This is a genomic window from Methyloprofundus sp., assembly GCF_965251085.1.
Classification (GTDB): Bacteria; Pseudomonadota; Gammaproteobacteria; order Methylococcales; family Methylomonadaceae; genus Methyloprofundus.
Genome location: NZ_OZ252594.1, coordinates 2,046,718 through 2,061,726, shown reverse-complemented (window position 1 = coordinate 2,061,726; position 15,009 = coordinate 2,046,718). Strand labels below are relative to the sequence as shown.

At 42.1% G+C, this 15,009-nt stretch carries 14 protein-coding genes and 1 pseudogene; 7 read left to right on the top strand and 8 right to left on the bottom strand.

What is annotated here, in order from left to right:
- The first annotated feature begins 78 nt into the window (after positions 1-78).
- Positions 79-1,239, top strand: coding sequence for an ISAzo13 family transposase (locus ACQY3F_RS09505; protein WP_428357651.1), 1,161 nt, complete (start codon positions 79-81; stop codon positions 1,237-1,239).
- Positions 1,240-1,313: 74 nt separating this feature from the next.
- Positions 1,314-1,679: a hypothetical protein gene (locus tag ACQY3F_RS09500; RefSeq protein WP_428354606.1), complete on the top strand. Its 366-nt coding sequence runs from the start codon at positions 1,314-1,316 to the stop codon at positions 1,677-1,679.
- 319 nt (positions 1,680-1,998) lie between these two features.
- On the opposite strand, the gene ACQY3F_RS09495 is transcribed toward ACQY3F_RS09500, so the two are convergent.
- Positions 1,999-3,213, bottom strand: coding sequence for a fatty acid desaturase family protein (locus tag ACQY3F_RS09495; protein WP_428354605.1), 1,215 nt, complete (start codon positions 3,211-3,213; stop codon positions 1,999-2,001).
- A 67-nt stretch (positions 3,214-3,280) separates the two neighbouring features.
- Between ACQY3F_RS09495 and ACQY3F_RS09490 the strand changes: the two are divergent.
- Together ACQY3F_RS09490 and ACQY3F_RS09485 are read left to right on the top strand one after the other, a co-directional pair.
- Positions 3,281-4,188 (top strand): annotated as a pseudogene (locus tag ACQY3F_RS09490) (tyrosine-type recombinase/integrase).
- The gene (locus ACQY3F_RS09485) at positions 4,185-5,261 is read left to right on the top strand and encodes an IS91 family transposase (protein ID WP_428352924.1); all 1,077 of its coding nucleotides are present in this window, start codon (positions 4,185-4,187) and stop codon (positions 5,259-5,261) included. The pseudogene ACQY3F_RS09490 and the gene ACQY3F_RS09485 overlap by 4 nt, the downstream one beginning before the upstream one ends.
- A 320-nt stretch (positions 5,262-5,581) precedes the next feature.
- Here ACQY3F_RS09485 and ACQY3F_RS09480 read toward each other — a convergent pair whose 3' ends face one another.
- Entirely contained in the window at positions 5,582-6,547 is a 966-nt protein-coding gene (locus ACQY3F_RS09480) for a 2-hydroxyacid dehydrogenase (protein WP_428354604.1), read from the bottom strand.
- A 91-nt stretch (positions 6,548-6,638) separates the two neighbouring features.
- Positions 6,639-7,808 carry an aminotransferase class V-fold PLP-dependent enzyme gene (locus tag ACQY3F_RS09475; RefSeq protein WP_428357650.1) on the bottom strand — a complete coding sequence of 390 codons (1,170 nt, stop codon included), beginning with the start codon at positions 7,806-7,808 and terminating at the stop codon, positions 6,639-6,641.
- Between the two features lie 468 nt (positions 7,809-8,276).
- On the opposite strand from ACQY3F_RS09475, the gene ACQY3F_RS09470 reads away from it, so the two are divergent.
- On the top strand, positions 8,277-8,627 hold the full coding sequence (locus ACQY3F_RS09470; RefSeq protein WP_428354603.1) for a hypothetical protein: 351 nt from the start codon (positions 8,277-8,279) through the stop codon (positions 8,625-8,627).
- 183 nt (positions 8,628-8,810) lie between these two features.
- Here ACQY3F_RS09470 and nirJ read toward each other — a convergent pair whose 3' ends face one another.
- From nirJ to ACQY3F_RS09445, 5 genes are all read right to left on the bottom strand, one after another.
- Complete coding sequence (gene nirJ / locus ACQY3F_RS09465; RefSeq protein ID WP_428354602.1) at positions 8,811-9,944, bottom strand: heme d1 biosynthesis radical SAM protein NirJ; 1,134 nt, start codon at positions 9,942-9,944, stop codon at positions 8,811-8,813.
- Entirely contained in the window at positions 9,931-10,419 is a 489-nt protein-coding gene (locus ACQY3F_RS09460; RefSeq protein WP_428354601.1) for an AsnC family transcriptional regulator, read from the bottom strand. The genes nirJ and ACQY3F_RS09460 overlap by 14 nt, the downstream gene beginning before the upstream one ends.
- Positions 10,420-10,663: 244 nt before the next feature.
- Positions 10,664-11,107: an Lrp/AsnC family transcriptional regulator gene (locus ACQY3F_RS09455; RefSeq protein ID WP_428354599.1), complete on the bottom strand. Its 444-nt coding sequence runs from the start codon at positions 11,105-11,107 to the stop codon at positions 10,664-10,666.
- 13 nt (positions 11,108-11,120) lie between these two features.
- Positions 11,121-11,615 (bottom strand): AsnC family protein, encoded by a 495-nt coding sequence (locus tag ACQY3F_RS09450; protein WP_428354598.1) that lies wholly within the window; start codon positions 11,613-11,615, stop codon positions 11,121-11,123.
- Positions 11,612-12,094, bottom strand: a complete 483-nt coding sequence (locus ACQY3F_RS09445; protein ID WP_428354597.1) for an Lrp/AsnC family transcriptional regulator — start codon at positions 12,092-12,094, stop codon at positions 11,612-11,614. Before ACQY3F_RS09445 ends, ACQY3F_RS09450 begins: the two co-directional genes overlap by 4 nt.
- 509 nt (positions 12,095-12,603) lie before the next feature.
- On the opposite strand from ACQY3F_RS09445, the gene ACQY3F_RS09440 reads away from it, so the two are divergent.
- Together ACQY3F_RS09440 and ACQY3F_RS09435 are read left to right on the top strand one after the other, a co-directional pair.
- Positions 12,604-13,953: an IS4/Tn5 family transposase DNA-binding protein gene (locus ACQY3F_RS09440; RefSeq protein ID WP_428354596.1), complete on the top strand. Its 1,350-nt coding sequence runs from the start codon at positions 12,604-12,606 to the stop codon at positions 13,951-13,953.
- A 76-nt stretch (positions 13,954-14,029) separates the two neighbouring features.
- Positions 14,030-14,956: an IS1595 family transposase gene (locus ACQY3F_RS09435; protein WP_428354595.1), complete on the top strand. Its 927-nt coding sequence runs from the start codon at positions 14,030-14,032 to the stop codon at positions 14,954-14,956.
- Positions 14,957-15,009: the final 53 nt, after the last annotated feature.

Here is a 15,009-nt window from a genome sequence, read left to right as displayed (position 1 = left end):
ATTCTGAATTTATTCTCACACTAGGCAGATCCTGACTTGTTGATGACGATTAACAGATAGCATTATATTGGATTATAAATAACTCGCCCTGCTCCCAAAGGCTCGGTACGTCGTATATTCATGGCTGAAACGGTGGAGCTACTAGGCTCAGGTGGTGCAAGTATTGCTGAAGAAAAACTAGGATGGAATAGAGGCACTATCCGAAAAGGACAATATGAACTTGAAACTCAGCCCATAGAAGATAATTTTTCAGCGAGAGGGCGTAATAAAAGTGAAGAGCATTTTCCTCATCTACTTGATGACATAAAAAAAATTGCTGAACCGGAGTGTCAAACGGATCCCTCTTTTAATTCCTGTCGATTATATACCCGGCTAACGGCTAAAGAAGTTAGAAAACGTTTACTGGAGATTGATTATTACGATGAAAAAACATTACCTTGCTCAAAAACTATCAATACAAAATTAAATGACCTGAGTTACCATCCAAAAAAGGTACAAAAAACAAAGCCTCATAAGAAAATCAAGGAAACGGATGCAATTTTTGAACAAGTTCATTCAGTCAATGGAATGGCAGATATCAACCCAAAAGAGATTCGTATATCAATTGATGCCAAAGCAAGAATGAATATAGGAAATTTTTCACGGGGAGGACGAAATCGGGTTTTAACAAAAGCAGAGGATCATGATTTAGATGTTAAGGAAAAGTTAACTCCTTTTGGTTTTTATCTGCCTGAACATGATGATTTTTTCCTTTTCTTTACAGCAGGCTATGCCAGCAGTGATTTCATCGTTGACCGATTGGAAGAAATTTGGCCAGAAATTCAAGAAAAATATGGAGTAGATATTCTGACAATTAACGCTGACAATGGTATGGAGAACAGTAGCTCCAGAACTCAGTTTATAAAAAGGCTTGTGGAGTTTGCTGAAAAAAGCAACATAAAGATAAAACTGGCCTACTACCCTCCTTATCATAGTAAATATAACCCAATTGAACGAGTATGGGGAGCCTATGAAAATCATATTAGTGGCGACATAATGGATACAGTTGAAACAACTTTAAAATTTGCCAAAAGTATGACCTACAATGGCAAAGCACCTATTGTTAAATTAACAGAAAAAATATATGAAACAGGAGTAAAGGTAGGTAAAAAAGCAATGAAGACGTATTATCAGTTTGTTGACCGAATGCCATCGTTGGAGAAATGGTTTTTGACCATTTCTCCTGGTTGTTCTGGATGATTATTTCTTTCCATCTCCCTAATTAGAATGGTAATATAATAAGCTTAAAAATAATAATGAAAAGAGGTGGAACTATGAAGTTTAATGTACTTGTTTTATTTGCTATGCTATTTGCTTTTTCTGGTCAATCATTTGCAGCCAGCGAAGGTCGTGAAGGTGACTGGGAAACGAGAATTGTTACCGGAGATCTGAAAGCGACAGCGGGTTGTAAAGACAAGGCCAAAGCAGAAAAACAAACTATTCCAGGTAGTTATCGCTTTAGGAAATACACCAAGATCATGTGCCAGACTATTGCTTATGGCTGGGGCAGGGATAAAGTCCTGGATAATGGTAAATTGGCTTGTGACGCCTGTGAGGGTGAGTACGAGGGCAAGGAAAAATACCGCTGCTATATGGAGAATGTAAAAGTGCAGTGCAAGATTGTTAAGCGCGGCTTTTAATTTATCCTAGAAAAATCAGTTGCTCACGTTTTCTAGCACAAGCTCTTGATTTCATCGCACTTGCAAAAAATGTCCGCTTAAGCTATGGGTGAAGCTAAAGTTTTTTGCAAGTATTATATTGATTCAATATCTTGCACTATAAATTCGCGCTCAACTGATTTTTCTAGGTTCGTAGCAATCAATTATCTGACAGTGTAGCCCGTATGAAATTTACGCAATACTAGGAGAGATGATAAACGCTCTGTATTGCGTATGTTCCATAAGGGCTTGTAGTGAGCTACAATAGCTTAGTTATTCCGATTTTAACAACTAACTATTGCTACCTCGTTGGTTCACTAACGGGTTTCAGCATTGAAGTACGTCCCACCATAATATCAACTGCTTTTTTTAACCTTTTAAATACCGAATCCTGTCGGTAGGGTATGCCATGTTTTTTACACACGGCGACTACTTTGGGTTGTACAAATTGATATTGGTTTAGTGGAATATCTGGCCATAAATGATGTTCTATCTGATAATTTAACCAGCCGTAAAAAAAGTCATTAAAATCTGATCCTGTCGGGTAATTGACCGAACCAAGAATTTGGCGCAGAAAAAATTCCCCCCGGCCTTTACCTTTATCTTCAAACATCATTACATCATCACCTGCATGATTGGGTACGATGACCAGAAAAGAATGCATATTGGTAAGCACTTCTGCCAGAATAGAAGTGATTAAAACGCTACCAGCAGCAAAAGTGCCCAATGGTAAAAACAATAAGGGCAGCAAGATAAAGCGAAAGCCTACATAGGGCAAAATACTTTCCAGCCATAATGCACGCCCCTGTTTGGTATAGGGACTCCAGGCGCCTGATCGGGTCATTTCCGGTAAAATTTCTCTTTGCTGTCTGGCTTGACTAATGCATAACTCTTTATGTGTCCTAGGGGTGTAATAGAGTATTTTCCACACAGAAGTAAACACAGCAACAATAACATAACGTAATCCCATAGGCGCTTTGGATTGTCTAAGCCATTCCATATTATGTTGCAAATGGTCAGGGTCAAGTTTTTCGCCGAGATTATAGTGATGTAATACATCATGTTCCTGATGCCAGCCTGCTGGTGTAATCCAGTCGGGCCAGTCTTTAAAGCGCCGCCAGCCCTGAGCAAATTTTCGACTGGTATATTTCTCAGGAATATTGGCAATTTTGTCATAGCCTTTATGCACGATAGGGTGGGTCATTTGAGTCCAGCGCGTGAAACTGCCCTGGCTGATCAATAAAGCTGAGATCGGGTTGGGGAAGATCCATGCAGTGCCATAACCCAACAGAGAGCAGAGTCGTCCCCAGCGTTCCATTTTTTTCAAATGCTTAAAGTCTTGCTCGCCTACACGGGCTAGTACCTCTTGATGTATTTCATTGAGGTCTTTTACGAGCTCTTCTCTATCTACGTTTTGGTAACTGTTTAAACTCATGTTCTTTAAATGACTTGGTTGGACGAAGCCGCTATCGCGGAGAAAAACAGCGCATCCCTTAAATTTAAAGTGTAACCTCATTGCCTGTTATATGCATAACAGGTAACTTGTAAGCTCATCCAACTAACAATAATGAGGTTACACTGTTATGACACCATCGATAGAGCTTAAATTCAACCATTATTATATCCAGCACTGTAAGCATTTAAAGCTTAAGGGACTGCAACCCAAAACCATTGACGCTTATTCACGCGCTATTCGCCGTATCGGGGAACACTTTCAGGGGCATCTGGATAACTTAACGCAAGATCAACTGGTGGATTATTTTCATGCTCTTTTAAGCCGCCTTTCCTGGAGTGCCGTGAAACTAGATCTCTATGGTCTCAAGTTTTTCTATACACATGTGCTACAAAAGCCGTGGGTTGATGTGCTAATGATTAAACCACCACGATGTACGCGTATACCCGATATTGTCACTGTGGTTGAAGCACAACAACTGTTTATGTCGACCCGTAATCTAAGCTATCGAGTTTTTTATTTTACGATTTACAGTCTAGGTTTACGTTTGGGCGAGGGCTTAAGCCTGAAAGTAGGTGATATTGATGCGACACGCATGCGGGTACATATTCGCAATGCCAAAGGCAATAAGGATCGGCTTGTGCCTTTGCCTGTGAATACCTTGAAGGTGTTGCGTAAGTTTTGGGCTGTGCATAAAAATCCAGTGCTGGTATTTCCCAACCGTGCCCGGGGTCTAAAAGGTGCACATCTTGCTGAATCCCCCCTTGATCGCGGTGGCATCCAGAAGACAATCCGTCTTGTGACGCAAGAAATGGGACTAAAAAAAAGATTTCCTGCCACTCGCTGCGCCACAGTTACGCCACTCACCTGTTAGAAGCCGGGGTTGATTTAGTTGAGTTGCAGAAGATTCTGGGCCATACCAGTTTAGTAACCACGGCTCGCTATACGCATTTGACCGATATTACCGATGAGAATGCAGAGCTGCACATTAATCAGTTAGTCAATGACTTTTCTATTCACTGGGGGCAGATTTCATGATAACCCTAGCTGCAGTGATTGATCAATTTCAGTCTGACTTTTTAAGCGAGTATCAATCTCGTTTACGCTCCAATCAGATCAGTGCATTACATGCCATGAAGAGCTGTCGGACACAGCTGAGTCCTGTGATGCAGGTTAACTGTGCAGACTGTGACTATCAAACCTTTGTGCCTCATTCCTGTGGCCAGCGTAACTGCCCGCATTGTCAACATCATGAGAGTCAACAATGGATTGAACGACAGGTACAAAAACAAGTCCCTGCTGATTATTTTATGAATACCTTTACCTTACCTGCGCAGTTAAGGTCGTTAGCCAGGCAGCATCCGCGGTTACTTTACAGTATGATGTTTGACTGTGCCTGGGCGACTTTACAGAGTTTTAGTAAAAATGATAAGCAGTTGCAAGGCGATGCCGGGGCGATTGCTGTCTTACATACACACTCACGCGAATTAAATTATCATCCGCATATTCATGTCATTATGCCTGCGGCAATCGTGGATAAAATCAAGAAGCTCTGGCGCACTAAGGAAGGCAAATACCTGTTTCATCATAAAGCACTAGCAAAAGTATTTCGTGCAAAGATGCTAGCGCGTATGAACGAAGAAAAGTTGCCATTTCCCACAGCTATTCCGGAAAAATGGGTGGTCGATTGTAAGTTTGTCGGTGCAGGCGATAAAGCATTGATATATCTGGGTCGATACCTGTATCGTGGTGTGATTCGTGAACAGGATATCTTATCCTGCCAAAATGGCAAAGTAACCTACCGTTATCAAGACAGCAAAACCAAACGCTATCAAACCAAAACGGTATCGGGGGCTAAATTTCTGTGGCTGGTGCTGCAACATGTTTTGCCTAAAGGCTTTCGTCGTGCGCGCAATTATGGCTTTTTACATCCGAATAGCAAGGGTGTTATTAAGTTGATTCACTCCCTGCTAAAGTTTGACCCGACGAAGATATTGCGTGCACTCAAAGTACGGCCGGCATTCAGTTGCAAATGTTGTGGCGGGGCGATGGTTGTTGGGCGTCGGCAAATACCCAGGGTGGAAATAATGTTTCAGCCTTTGCCAACTTAACAATTGGAATCACTAGCGCTTATGTAAATTTAAACACTTCGACCCAGGCTATCAGCGGATTAAATGCTGAGGGAGTTGCTTGGGCTAAAATCGGAGATTAAGGCAGAATTTTGCTCCGATACTTGGACTTTGAGAGTTGACTGCAATGGACAACGCTCAAAGTTCAGTTAAACAGGTAAAAACAGAGGTTCGATTCATCAGTCGGGCTGATCAACAAAAAGCTATTTTCATAGAGCGCATTAAATGAATTCCTACTATCGTGCCGGGCTTGTCCAACAAACGGTTCAGATTGTGGCTCGCTTCGCGATCACAATCTAACCTTATTCGTTAGGTAAGGGCTTGCCCGAAAAATGAGCATCTAGATTACTTAAAACTTTTTCACCCATGGCTATTCTAGTGGCGAGCGTAGCGCTACCCAGATGAGGTAATAGGGAGACATTATCCAATGCTAATAATTCGTCAGGCACATTTGGCTCAGCCTCATATACGTCTAGCCCAGCGCCAGCTATTTGTTTATTTTTCAACGCATTAATTAAAGCCTGGGTATCAATAACATCTCCCCTAGCTGTATTAATAAGGTGTGCTGAGGGTTGCATATAGTTTAATCTATCTGCATTAATCAAATGTCTGGTTGCATCACCCCCCGGGCAATGTAAAGACACAAAATCAGCTTTTTGTAGTAGTTCTTCAATCGTCTCACAACGAGTGGCTTGTAGATCATCAATAACATATTCTTCTGCGGGGCTGGGTTTGAAATAAAGTATGTTCATATCAAAGCCATGATGCGCTTTTCTAGCCATAGCCTGAGCAATTCTGCCAAAGCCGATCAGCCCCAGAGTGGCGCCGGTAACATTGCTACTTAACATATGTGTTGGGCTCCAGCCTTGCCATTGTTTATTGCGTACTAGTCTGTCTCCTTCAGCGCCACGGCGGGCAGACATTAGCAATAAAGTCATCGCTATATCAGCTGTGCTATGTGTTAAAACGTCAGGAGTATTGGTGATTGCTATGTTTTGCTGTTTAGCGACAGGCGTATTTATATGGTTAAAACCCACACCAAAATTAGCCAGGATTTTACAGCGTTTATTGACAACATTTAATACCTCGGCAGGAAACGAATCACATACAGTAGGGCAGACGGCATCATATTCTTGTAAAGCCGTTTTAAACTCCTCGGCACTAAGTGGGCGGTCAGCTAGGTTAAGTGTGACGTCATAGCGTTGTTTTAATTTAGCCTCGATAGCATCAGGCCATTTGCGTGTGATAAATATTTTAGGTTTATTCATGATGTAAACCGGGCTGGGTCAGCGCAAAGGTAAACAAGACATCATGTTGTTAGCCTGATATCTTGTATTACTCAATAGCTCAGTAGCTCAATTAGGCAGCAGCAGTTGAACGGTAATATTCGATTGCTGCAGCAACACCACTTCCAGGAATAATATCAAAGCCATTATCCAGCATTGCCATTTCTACACCGGCAATTGCGCCCAGCATAGAGACATCATTCATATCTCCGATATGACCAATACGGAATACTTTACCCATGACTTCTGTTAAGCCTGCGCCTAAAGAAATGTCGTATGTGTTAAAGGCAGTTGCAATCACATCACGCGCATCTTTGTCTTCTGGTACTACAATGGCTGAAACAGTATCTGATTCAAAACCAGGCTGAGCACAAAGTTTTAAGCCCCAGGCAGCAATCGCTTTACGCGTACCTTCGGCTAAACGGTGATGACGTGCATAAACGTTTTCCATGCCTTCTTCAAGCAATATATCCAGCGCTGCACGTAAGCCGTGTATCATCGGAGTAGAAGGGGTGTAAGGTGTGTAACCTAATGCATTCTGTGCCATTTGATCTTTTAGATCCAGAAAGCAGCGTGGGAAAGTCGCTGTTTCAGTCAACGCCAATGCTTTTTGGCTGAAAGCAACGATTGCCAGACCCGCTGGTAGCATAAAGCCTTTTTGCGAACCACTGATTGCACCATCAATACCCCATTCATCCATGCGGAAATCAAGACTAGCGATAGAACTTACACCGTCTACAAATAACAGAGCTGGGTGGTTAGAAGCATTCATGGCTTTACGTACACCTGCGATATCACTGGTTACGCCGGTTGCTGTTTCGTTGTGAGTCGCTAAGATTGCTTTAATTTCGTGTGCGCTATCTTGTTTTAAGCGGGCTTGCAAGTCATCTACCGGAATACCTTTTCCCCACTCAACTTCATGCATTTCCACATCTAGACCTAGACGCTGCGCCATATTCATCCATAAATGGCTGAATTGACCAAAACGATAGATAAGTACTTTATCGCCAGGGTTTAAAGTGTTGGTTAATGCAATTTCCCAGCCTGCAGTACCTGTTGCAGGAAAAACAAATGCCTGGCCTGTTTCTGTTCTAAAAACTTTTTTTAAGTCTTCCAGTACAGGTTTAAGTAGGAGCGGGAAGGTCGGAGCACGGTGATCTTCCATAGGAAGATGCATGGCACTTAGTACCTCATGAGGTGAGTTAGTAGGACCTGGGATATATAGATGGTTACGACCAGCCATTGAAATGCCTCTTAAAAGATTAAAATTATCGAAAAATTCATCAATGATGACATAGATAATGATGGACATCAAGTAACGAAAAAACTATACGTTAAGGGACCAAACATAAATAACAAGTCCTGGTTATCATCAGGTAAATGCAGCCTAAATATGCGATTGTTTATCCTAGAAAAATTGGTTGAACGCGGATTTAGTGCAAGTTATTGAGTAAATATAATACTTTAAAAAATTTTAGCTTCACCTATTAGGTTAAATAGGTGTTTTTTTAAGTGCGGTGGAATCAAAAACTTTTGCTAGAAACTGTGAGGAACTGATTTTATAGGTTTATATAGCTTGTCATCTTAATAGCCTGATTATTCTTACATGGAGGGGATTGTTTTGTTTTTCTCTATGTGCTTTGTATCTAGGTACTTTCGTCTAATAAGTTACCGTGTTATTATTAGCTTTTTGGATAAAACGGATAGCGTAATGAAAAAAATAATAATAGGTCTATTACCTGCATTGTTAGCTTTAACTGTATTTGATGCAAGCGCAGAGTATGCGGGGTACATTCCTTATTCAGGTAAGTCGAAAGCGAGTTTAGCTGCTGAGTATGATCAGAATAAGGATGGATATATTACTGCTGATGAAGTTGAAGTAGAACTGCGGGAAGATGCGATAGAAAAAGCCATTAAAATGCAGGCAAGAGGCAAGTCTCAAAAAGCGGTTGATCAAGTGATTATGAATATGGAAGATAGCATTGAACAGGATGCTGAAAAAATCATTGATAAAATGGATACAGATGGTGATGAGCTAGTAGAGCCAGAAGAAATTAAATAGTATTAGGCAGCTGGAAATAAATAAGCGTCCAATATTTGGGCAGGACTTTTGTTTGTCATTAGTGCTAATGACGGACAAAAATATCAGCAAAGCTGGATGATGTGTGTTTTCAGGTGCCTTACTATAGGTCTTAATGTAGCTACTCAAATAGAGCTACATTAAGACAAGTATCTCCAAACCGCTTCATATCTCTGTTTCACTCAAATAACATCCTGGATCTTCAGCCCAGGCATCAGCATAAACCTGTTGTGCTCTAACACGGGTATTTCCATTACAGATCTTTTGATAGTTACAGCTGCCACACCTCCCTTTTAACGGGCGTGGTGAGAGTTTTAACCCTGCCATGAGTGGGTCTGAAATATCTTGCCAGATTTCAGAAAAAGGACGCTGTTGTACGTTACCTAAATTATAATGCCACCAGAAAGTGTCTGGATGTACATTCCCTAGGTTATCTATATTGGCAACATTCACCCCAGATGCATTTCCACCCCATTGCTCGAGTTTGCTCTGTATATGTGACGCTTGTTGAGGAAAGTTTGCGCGTACCCAGTGTAAAAAATATACCGCATCAGCATCATTATTACCTGTCACAATTTCCCGGTGTATGCCTTGCTGTTCCCATTGCAAAGACTTTTCAAATAATTGGTCCATCACATCACGGGTCATACTGAAAAAAGCATCATCTTTTCGTTTTTTATTTCCCCGCCCACCATAATTAAGATGCGATAAATAAAATTTATCAATATCAGCATCATCCATTAGCTGTAACATGGCCGGAAAATCATCTACATTATCCTGGGTCAGGGTAAAGCGAATACCTGCTTTAATTCCCTGTTCTCTACAAAGCTCGATACCTCGTACGGATGCATCAAACGAGCCTGGTTGTTGGCGAAACCGATCATGAGTTGCGCCTATGCCATCTAGACTTACGCCCACATATTGATAATTAATAGCGGCTATTTGTGAGATATTCTGTTGCGTAATTAAAGTGCCGTTGCTGGATAGAGCAACATAAAATCCCATGTCTTTAGCATGCTGGGAAATAGCAAAGATATCCGGATGTAATAGCGGTTCGCCCCCGGAAAGAATTAACACCGGGACTTTAAACGCCTTTAAATCATCCATGACCTGATATATTGCCTGGGTCGTGAGTTCGCCCGGAAAATCAATATCTGCCGAAGTGGTATAGCAGTGTTTACATGTAAGATTACAGCGCCGAATCAGGTTCCATATGACTACCGGTGCAGCTGGTTTTCTAGCAGCTTTGAGTGGCGTGGGGTGAAGCACCTCGCGCATAAATTGACTAAGGCGAAACATTTTTTTTCCTAATTCTTAAGCCCGTTTTCTTCAGAATGCGGGTGCTGTAAAGTACTTCATTGGCACGACAATGTGTGCCGAGCAACGTGTCTATTTGGGCAATTTGTTGCGTAGCGACATCTGCTGTTTTTGCGTGAATCATGGCAAATAAATTATAGCGCCAGTCAGGTAAGTGACGAGGCCGATGATAGCAATGACTAACAAAATCTAGAGCGCCTATTTGTTTACCTAGTGTGTCAATATAGGCATCATCTATATCCCATACGGTCATGCCATTATGCGTGTAACCCAGTTTATAATGATTTGGAATGGCTCCGATCCGGCGGATAATGCCTGTGTTCTGCATACGTTTTAAACGTTGCATTAATTCATCTGCAGAGATGCCGATTTCGCTGGCAAGTACTTGATAAGGTTCGGGGGAGAGTGGTAGCCCTGCCTGACTAGCGGCTATGATTTCGCGATCTATATTATCCATTATCCTAGAAACCGCAGTTGAGCAGGGATTTTGTGGAAAATCTGAGTGCGAAAGACAAGGCACCGCTAGCAGGCAATGGCCGTAGTCCTTGGCAATAGCTGTAACGTAGTATTTCGCGCTCAGATTTATTCACAAAACCGTGAAGCGGAGTCTGTTCACCCTGCAGGTGATAAGTTGTTAGAGTCATTATATTTATATTCAAATGCTTAGAGTATTTTTTAGCGTTCAACTGCGGTTTTTAGGATTAAGCGTCCAGCTTTAAGCCGACAAAGTACTCTTGTATTTTTGGCATGTTATAAACAGTCAATCCGGTTTTTTCTTCGATGTTTGCGATCACCTGGTTTATTTGTTCGGGTGTTTCTGTCGCCAGCACAAACCACATATTTAAGTCATGCTCACGAGCGTAATTATGTGCTACTTCAGGAAAAGTGTTGATGGTTTCAGCGATATTGTCGAAGTCCTGTTCTGGTGCTTTGACCGCAGCCAGGGTTAAAGCTCCCCCCATATGCTCCGCATGAAACATAGGACCAAAACGAGATAATATGCCGCTATTAATTAGTGCTTTTAGGCGATCGAGCAATTCTTGTTCACTAAGCTTTAAATCATCGGCGACCCGTTTATAAGGCGAGTTGCAGATAGGGAAACCGATTTGTAAAGTGTTGATAATGGCGCGATCTATAGTGTCCATAAGGGTTACTTAATTAAAGTATTGCGGGTTCTTGCAAAGCATAGATTGCCCCGCGTTGCTTGAAACAGCGCGGGCTGAATAATATGTCATAGGTATAACCGGCTAAATCACAATGTTCAATCAGCTCTGCTAATTGTTCTAATACGACTTCACGGGATTTTCCGTGGATCATGCAAAATAAATTGTACGGCCATTGTTCACCCTGCCGGGGTCGTAAATAGCATAAATTAATAAACGCAAGCTGGCTAATTTCCTGACCTTTTTGCGTAGTGATATCATCGGGTATATCAAATACTACCATGGCATTGGATTGATAACCCAGTCGCCGATGTTTAACAATGACACCTAAACGTTTGATTAAGCCTTGCTGCTTTAAACGGCTCAGGCGCTCTATTACTTCCATTTCATCTATATCTAATTGTTCGGCGATAAGCGCATAAGGACGTGAAACGACCGCTAACCCTTCTTGAATGGCAACAATAAGTTGTAAATCGATAGGGTCGATCATGCTGGACAAAGTTCAGTCTTAAAGTTCGCTTCTAAGTCCAGCTGAAATCCCAGGTTAATAAAATAATCTTTTAAAAGCGGCAATTGCATGGTTTTAAACCCCGTACTTTGTTCTATCTCGCTGACCACTGATTCTAAGTGTTGTTGATTTGTAGCAATCAAAACAAACCAGAGATTGTAGTGGTGCTCACGTTCGTAGTTATGGTTCACTTCAGAAAAATCGCTGACGATATTGGCAATTGAAGTTAGCTGTTGATCTGGGATAGACATGGCAACTAAGGTGCTAAGGCCTATATGATTAGGTTGAATCACAGCTCCTATGCGGCTGATATAGTTATGTTCGACTAATTGATCAAATGCCTGTAACACTAAATCTTCAGTCACACCTAAACTCCTGGCAATATCCAGATAAGGCGTTGCAGATAAGGGGAACTCTTGCTGAAAATTATTGAGTAGTTGTTTGTGTAAAAGGGTCAGCATAGTAAGTCACTTCAGTCTAAAGGCAGGGTTTAGAAACATACTCGATAAACCTAAATACCTTAATCCCTCTTAGGAGGGTATTATTATTTTACTATGCCACGCCCACGCAAGAGTCTTCGTGTGCTTCTGAGTAAACGGGCAAGTAAGAGTCAGCAGTAGATGATAGCGTAATTGCTTCGGACTTAGCAAAAATAAATTTTGCCTATATGTAATTGAGCAGATTATATTAAAAAAAATACCCACGTCCTGTAGGCGTGGGCAGGTCCGTAGGCTCTGCCTGACACTATTAGAGAGTGTTAAGAGAAGCAGTATAACAGGACTACTTTTTTAAAAGGGCTTAAAGAGGGGAGTAAAAAGCGTTAGCTTTTTCCGCAACAGCAATAGCTGAAGCTATTGCACTCCACCGGTTTTTTAGAACACCAGATATGCTAAAAACACCCTTCTAGGGCTGCCTATTACCCATAAATTACAGCTGGACAATCAAGAATAATTATTGCATGCTATAAGGCATGAATAAACAAAACCAAATCAAACGAACACTCTCCTTATCAAGCAATATAGAATACATCAAACAATTACTGGAAGGCAAGGGAGTTGAACATAGAAGCGATTTAGCCAAACAAGTCTGTACACACTTTGAATTTCACGATGCACGCGGGAAAATGCAAACCAGTGGCTGCCTGAAAGCACTCCGTGCTCTAGAATCATCGGGGCATTTTGAGCTACCCAGGGTGCAACACAAAACGGGCACAAAATCACCCCGCCGTTTAACGGACTCCGTACCACATCCTGTTGATGTACCCGATGAAGTCAGGCACATTGCAGCGCTTGAATTGGTACTAGTACAAGAGGCAAATCAGATGCGAACCTGGAATGAACTGATGCTTACAGAACACTACCTGAAAGCAGCAATATTGGTGGGCAGGCAAATGCGCTACCTGATTCGTTCCGAGCATGGCTGGTTAGGAGGGATTGGGTATGCCGCGCCGGCTTTGCAATTATCCGCCCGCGATCAATGGATAGGCTGGAATCAAGAAGAGCATCAAGCACAGCTCCATATGATCGTCGGGATGAGTCGTTTTTTGATCCGTCCCAGTGTCAACTGCAAAAACCTGGCATCGAAAGTACTAGGCATGAGCATGGCAACGATAGCAAAAGATTTTAACCGGCAGTATGGATACTCACCCTTGCTCATTGAAAGCTTTGTTGATACCGAGCACTATTCGGGCACCTGCTATAAGGCTTCAAACTGGTTGGCCATCGGAAAAACCAAAGGGCGGGGACGCCAGGACCGGCATAATGACTCGACATTAAGTCAAAAAACGATTTATATGTACCCACTCGATACCTCTTTCAGGAAACAGCTGGGATTATCAGCCAATGCAGGTCTGGGCGCACTGACTATCAGTGAAGGACTGGATGCTGAGCAATGGGCCGAACATGAATTTGGCGGTGCGCCACTGGGCGATAAACGATTAAGTAAAAGGCTCGTCAACGTCGCTGATGCTAAAGCCCAGAATCCTGGCAGTGCCTTCTCAGGGACAGTTGAAGGTGACTGGCCCGCCACCAAGGCCTACTATCGCATGATTGACCAGCCAGAAGGCTCAGCCGTTAATCTGGAAAATATCTTGCAACCTCACCGCGAACGGACAGCGCGACGGATGATGGGGCAAAAAACGGTGCTATGCCTGCAAGATGGCAGTGAACTCAACTACACAAACCTGGATAAATGCAGTGGCTTAGGAGAGTTGAAAGCCAACCAGACCGGTGCAAAAACCAAAGGACTGAATTTACACTCAAGCTTCGCCATTGCGCCCAATGGCTTGCCATTGGGCGTCCTAACCCATCTTTCGATTTAAGTGACAACAACTCATTTAAAAACAATTAGATACGCTATGATTATGCACTTTGGACAGGTTGTGTTATTTTCAGTAAATGAAGAAGAAAAAACCTTATAAAGATTTTAGTTTACTTGATTTTCAGGATAAATTTTCAACTGAACAGATTTGTTGGGATTATTTGGTCAAAATGAAGTGGCCAGACGGAGTCACCTGTCCCCATTGTATTGATAGCAAGCTGGACTTCATACAAACACGCAAAGTGTTTGAATGTCGTCAATGTCATAGGCAAATTTATGCTATGGCAGGCACAATATTTCATAAGAGTCGAGTTCCTTTGCGTAAGTGGTTTTGGGCAATTTATCTTATGGCAACGTCTAAAAAGGGTGTTTCAATGTTATATCTCCAGAGTCAGCTAGGATTTGGGTCATATCACACGGCATGGTTGTTGGGGCATAAAATTCGTCAAGCGATGGCTCAGCGCGATAGCCTTTATACGTTGGGCGGTACTGTTGAAACAGATGAAATCCTCATAGGAGGCAAACAGTCCTTGGAAGAACGGCGTTTAAAAGGCGACAACAAAACACCCTTCCTGATAGCCGTAGAAGAAAACTCTAACGGAGGACCAAGGTTCTTGTCATTTGAAGAGCTCGAAACAATTTATGAAGAACATATAGTTCCTGCAATAAAAAATAATGTGCGTATTGGGAGCACGAGAAAATCCGATGGATCGGGTGTTTATGTTAAAGCCCAAAAGGCGGGCTATAAACACGAGCGATCAGTTGAGATGAAAGAACCTGAAAAAACGCACGAGCATTTAAAGTGGATTAACATCATTACGTCCAATTTAAAGCGATACCTTCTTTCTACTCATCATGGCGTGTTTCCTAAGTACAGAAAAGCATTTCTCGCTGAGTTTGCTTACCGCTTTAATAGGAGGTATTGGCCACACCAAGCCTTTGATAGGCTTCTGTATGCTTGTATTTACGCAAATCCTGCGCCTTTACCTGTGTTAAGTGCATAATCATAAGATACGCACAATCTGGCCTTGGTGTTGGCACTACAGATTTTTTTATT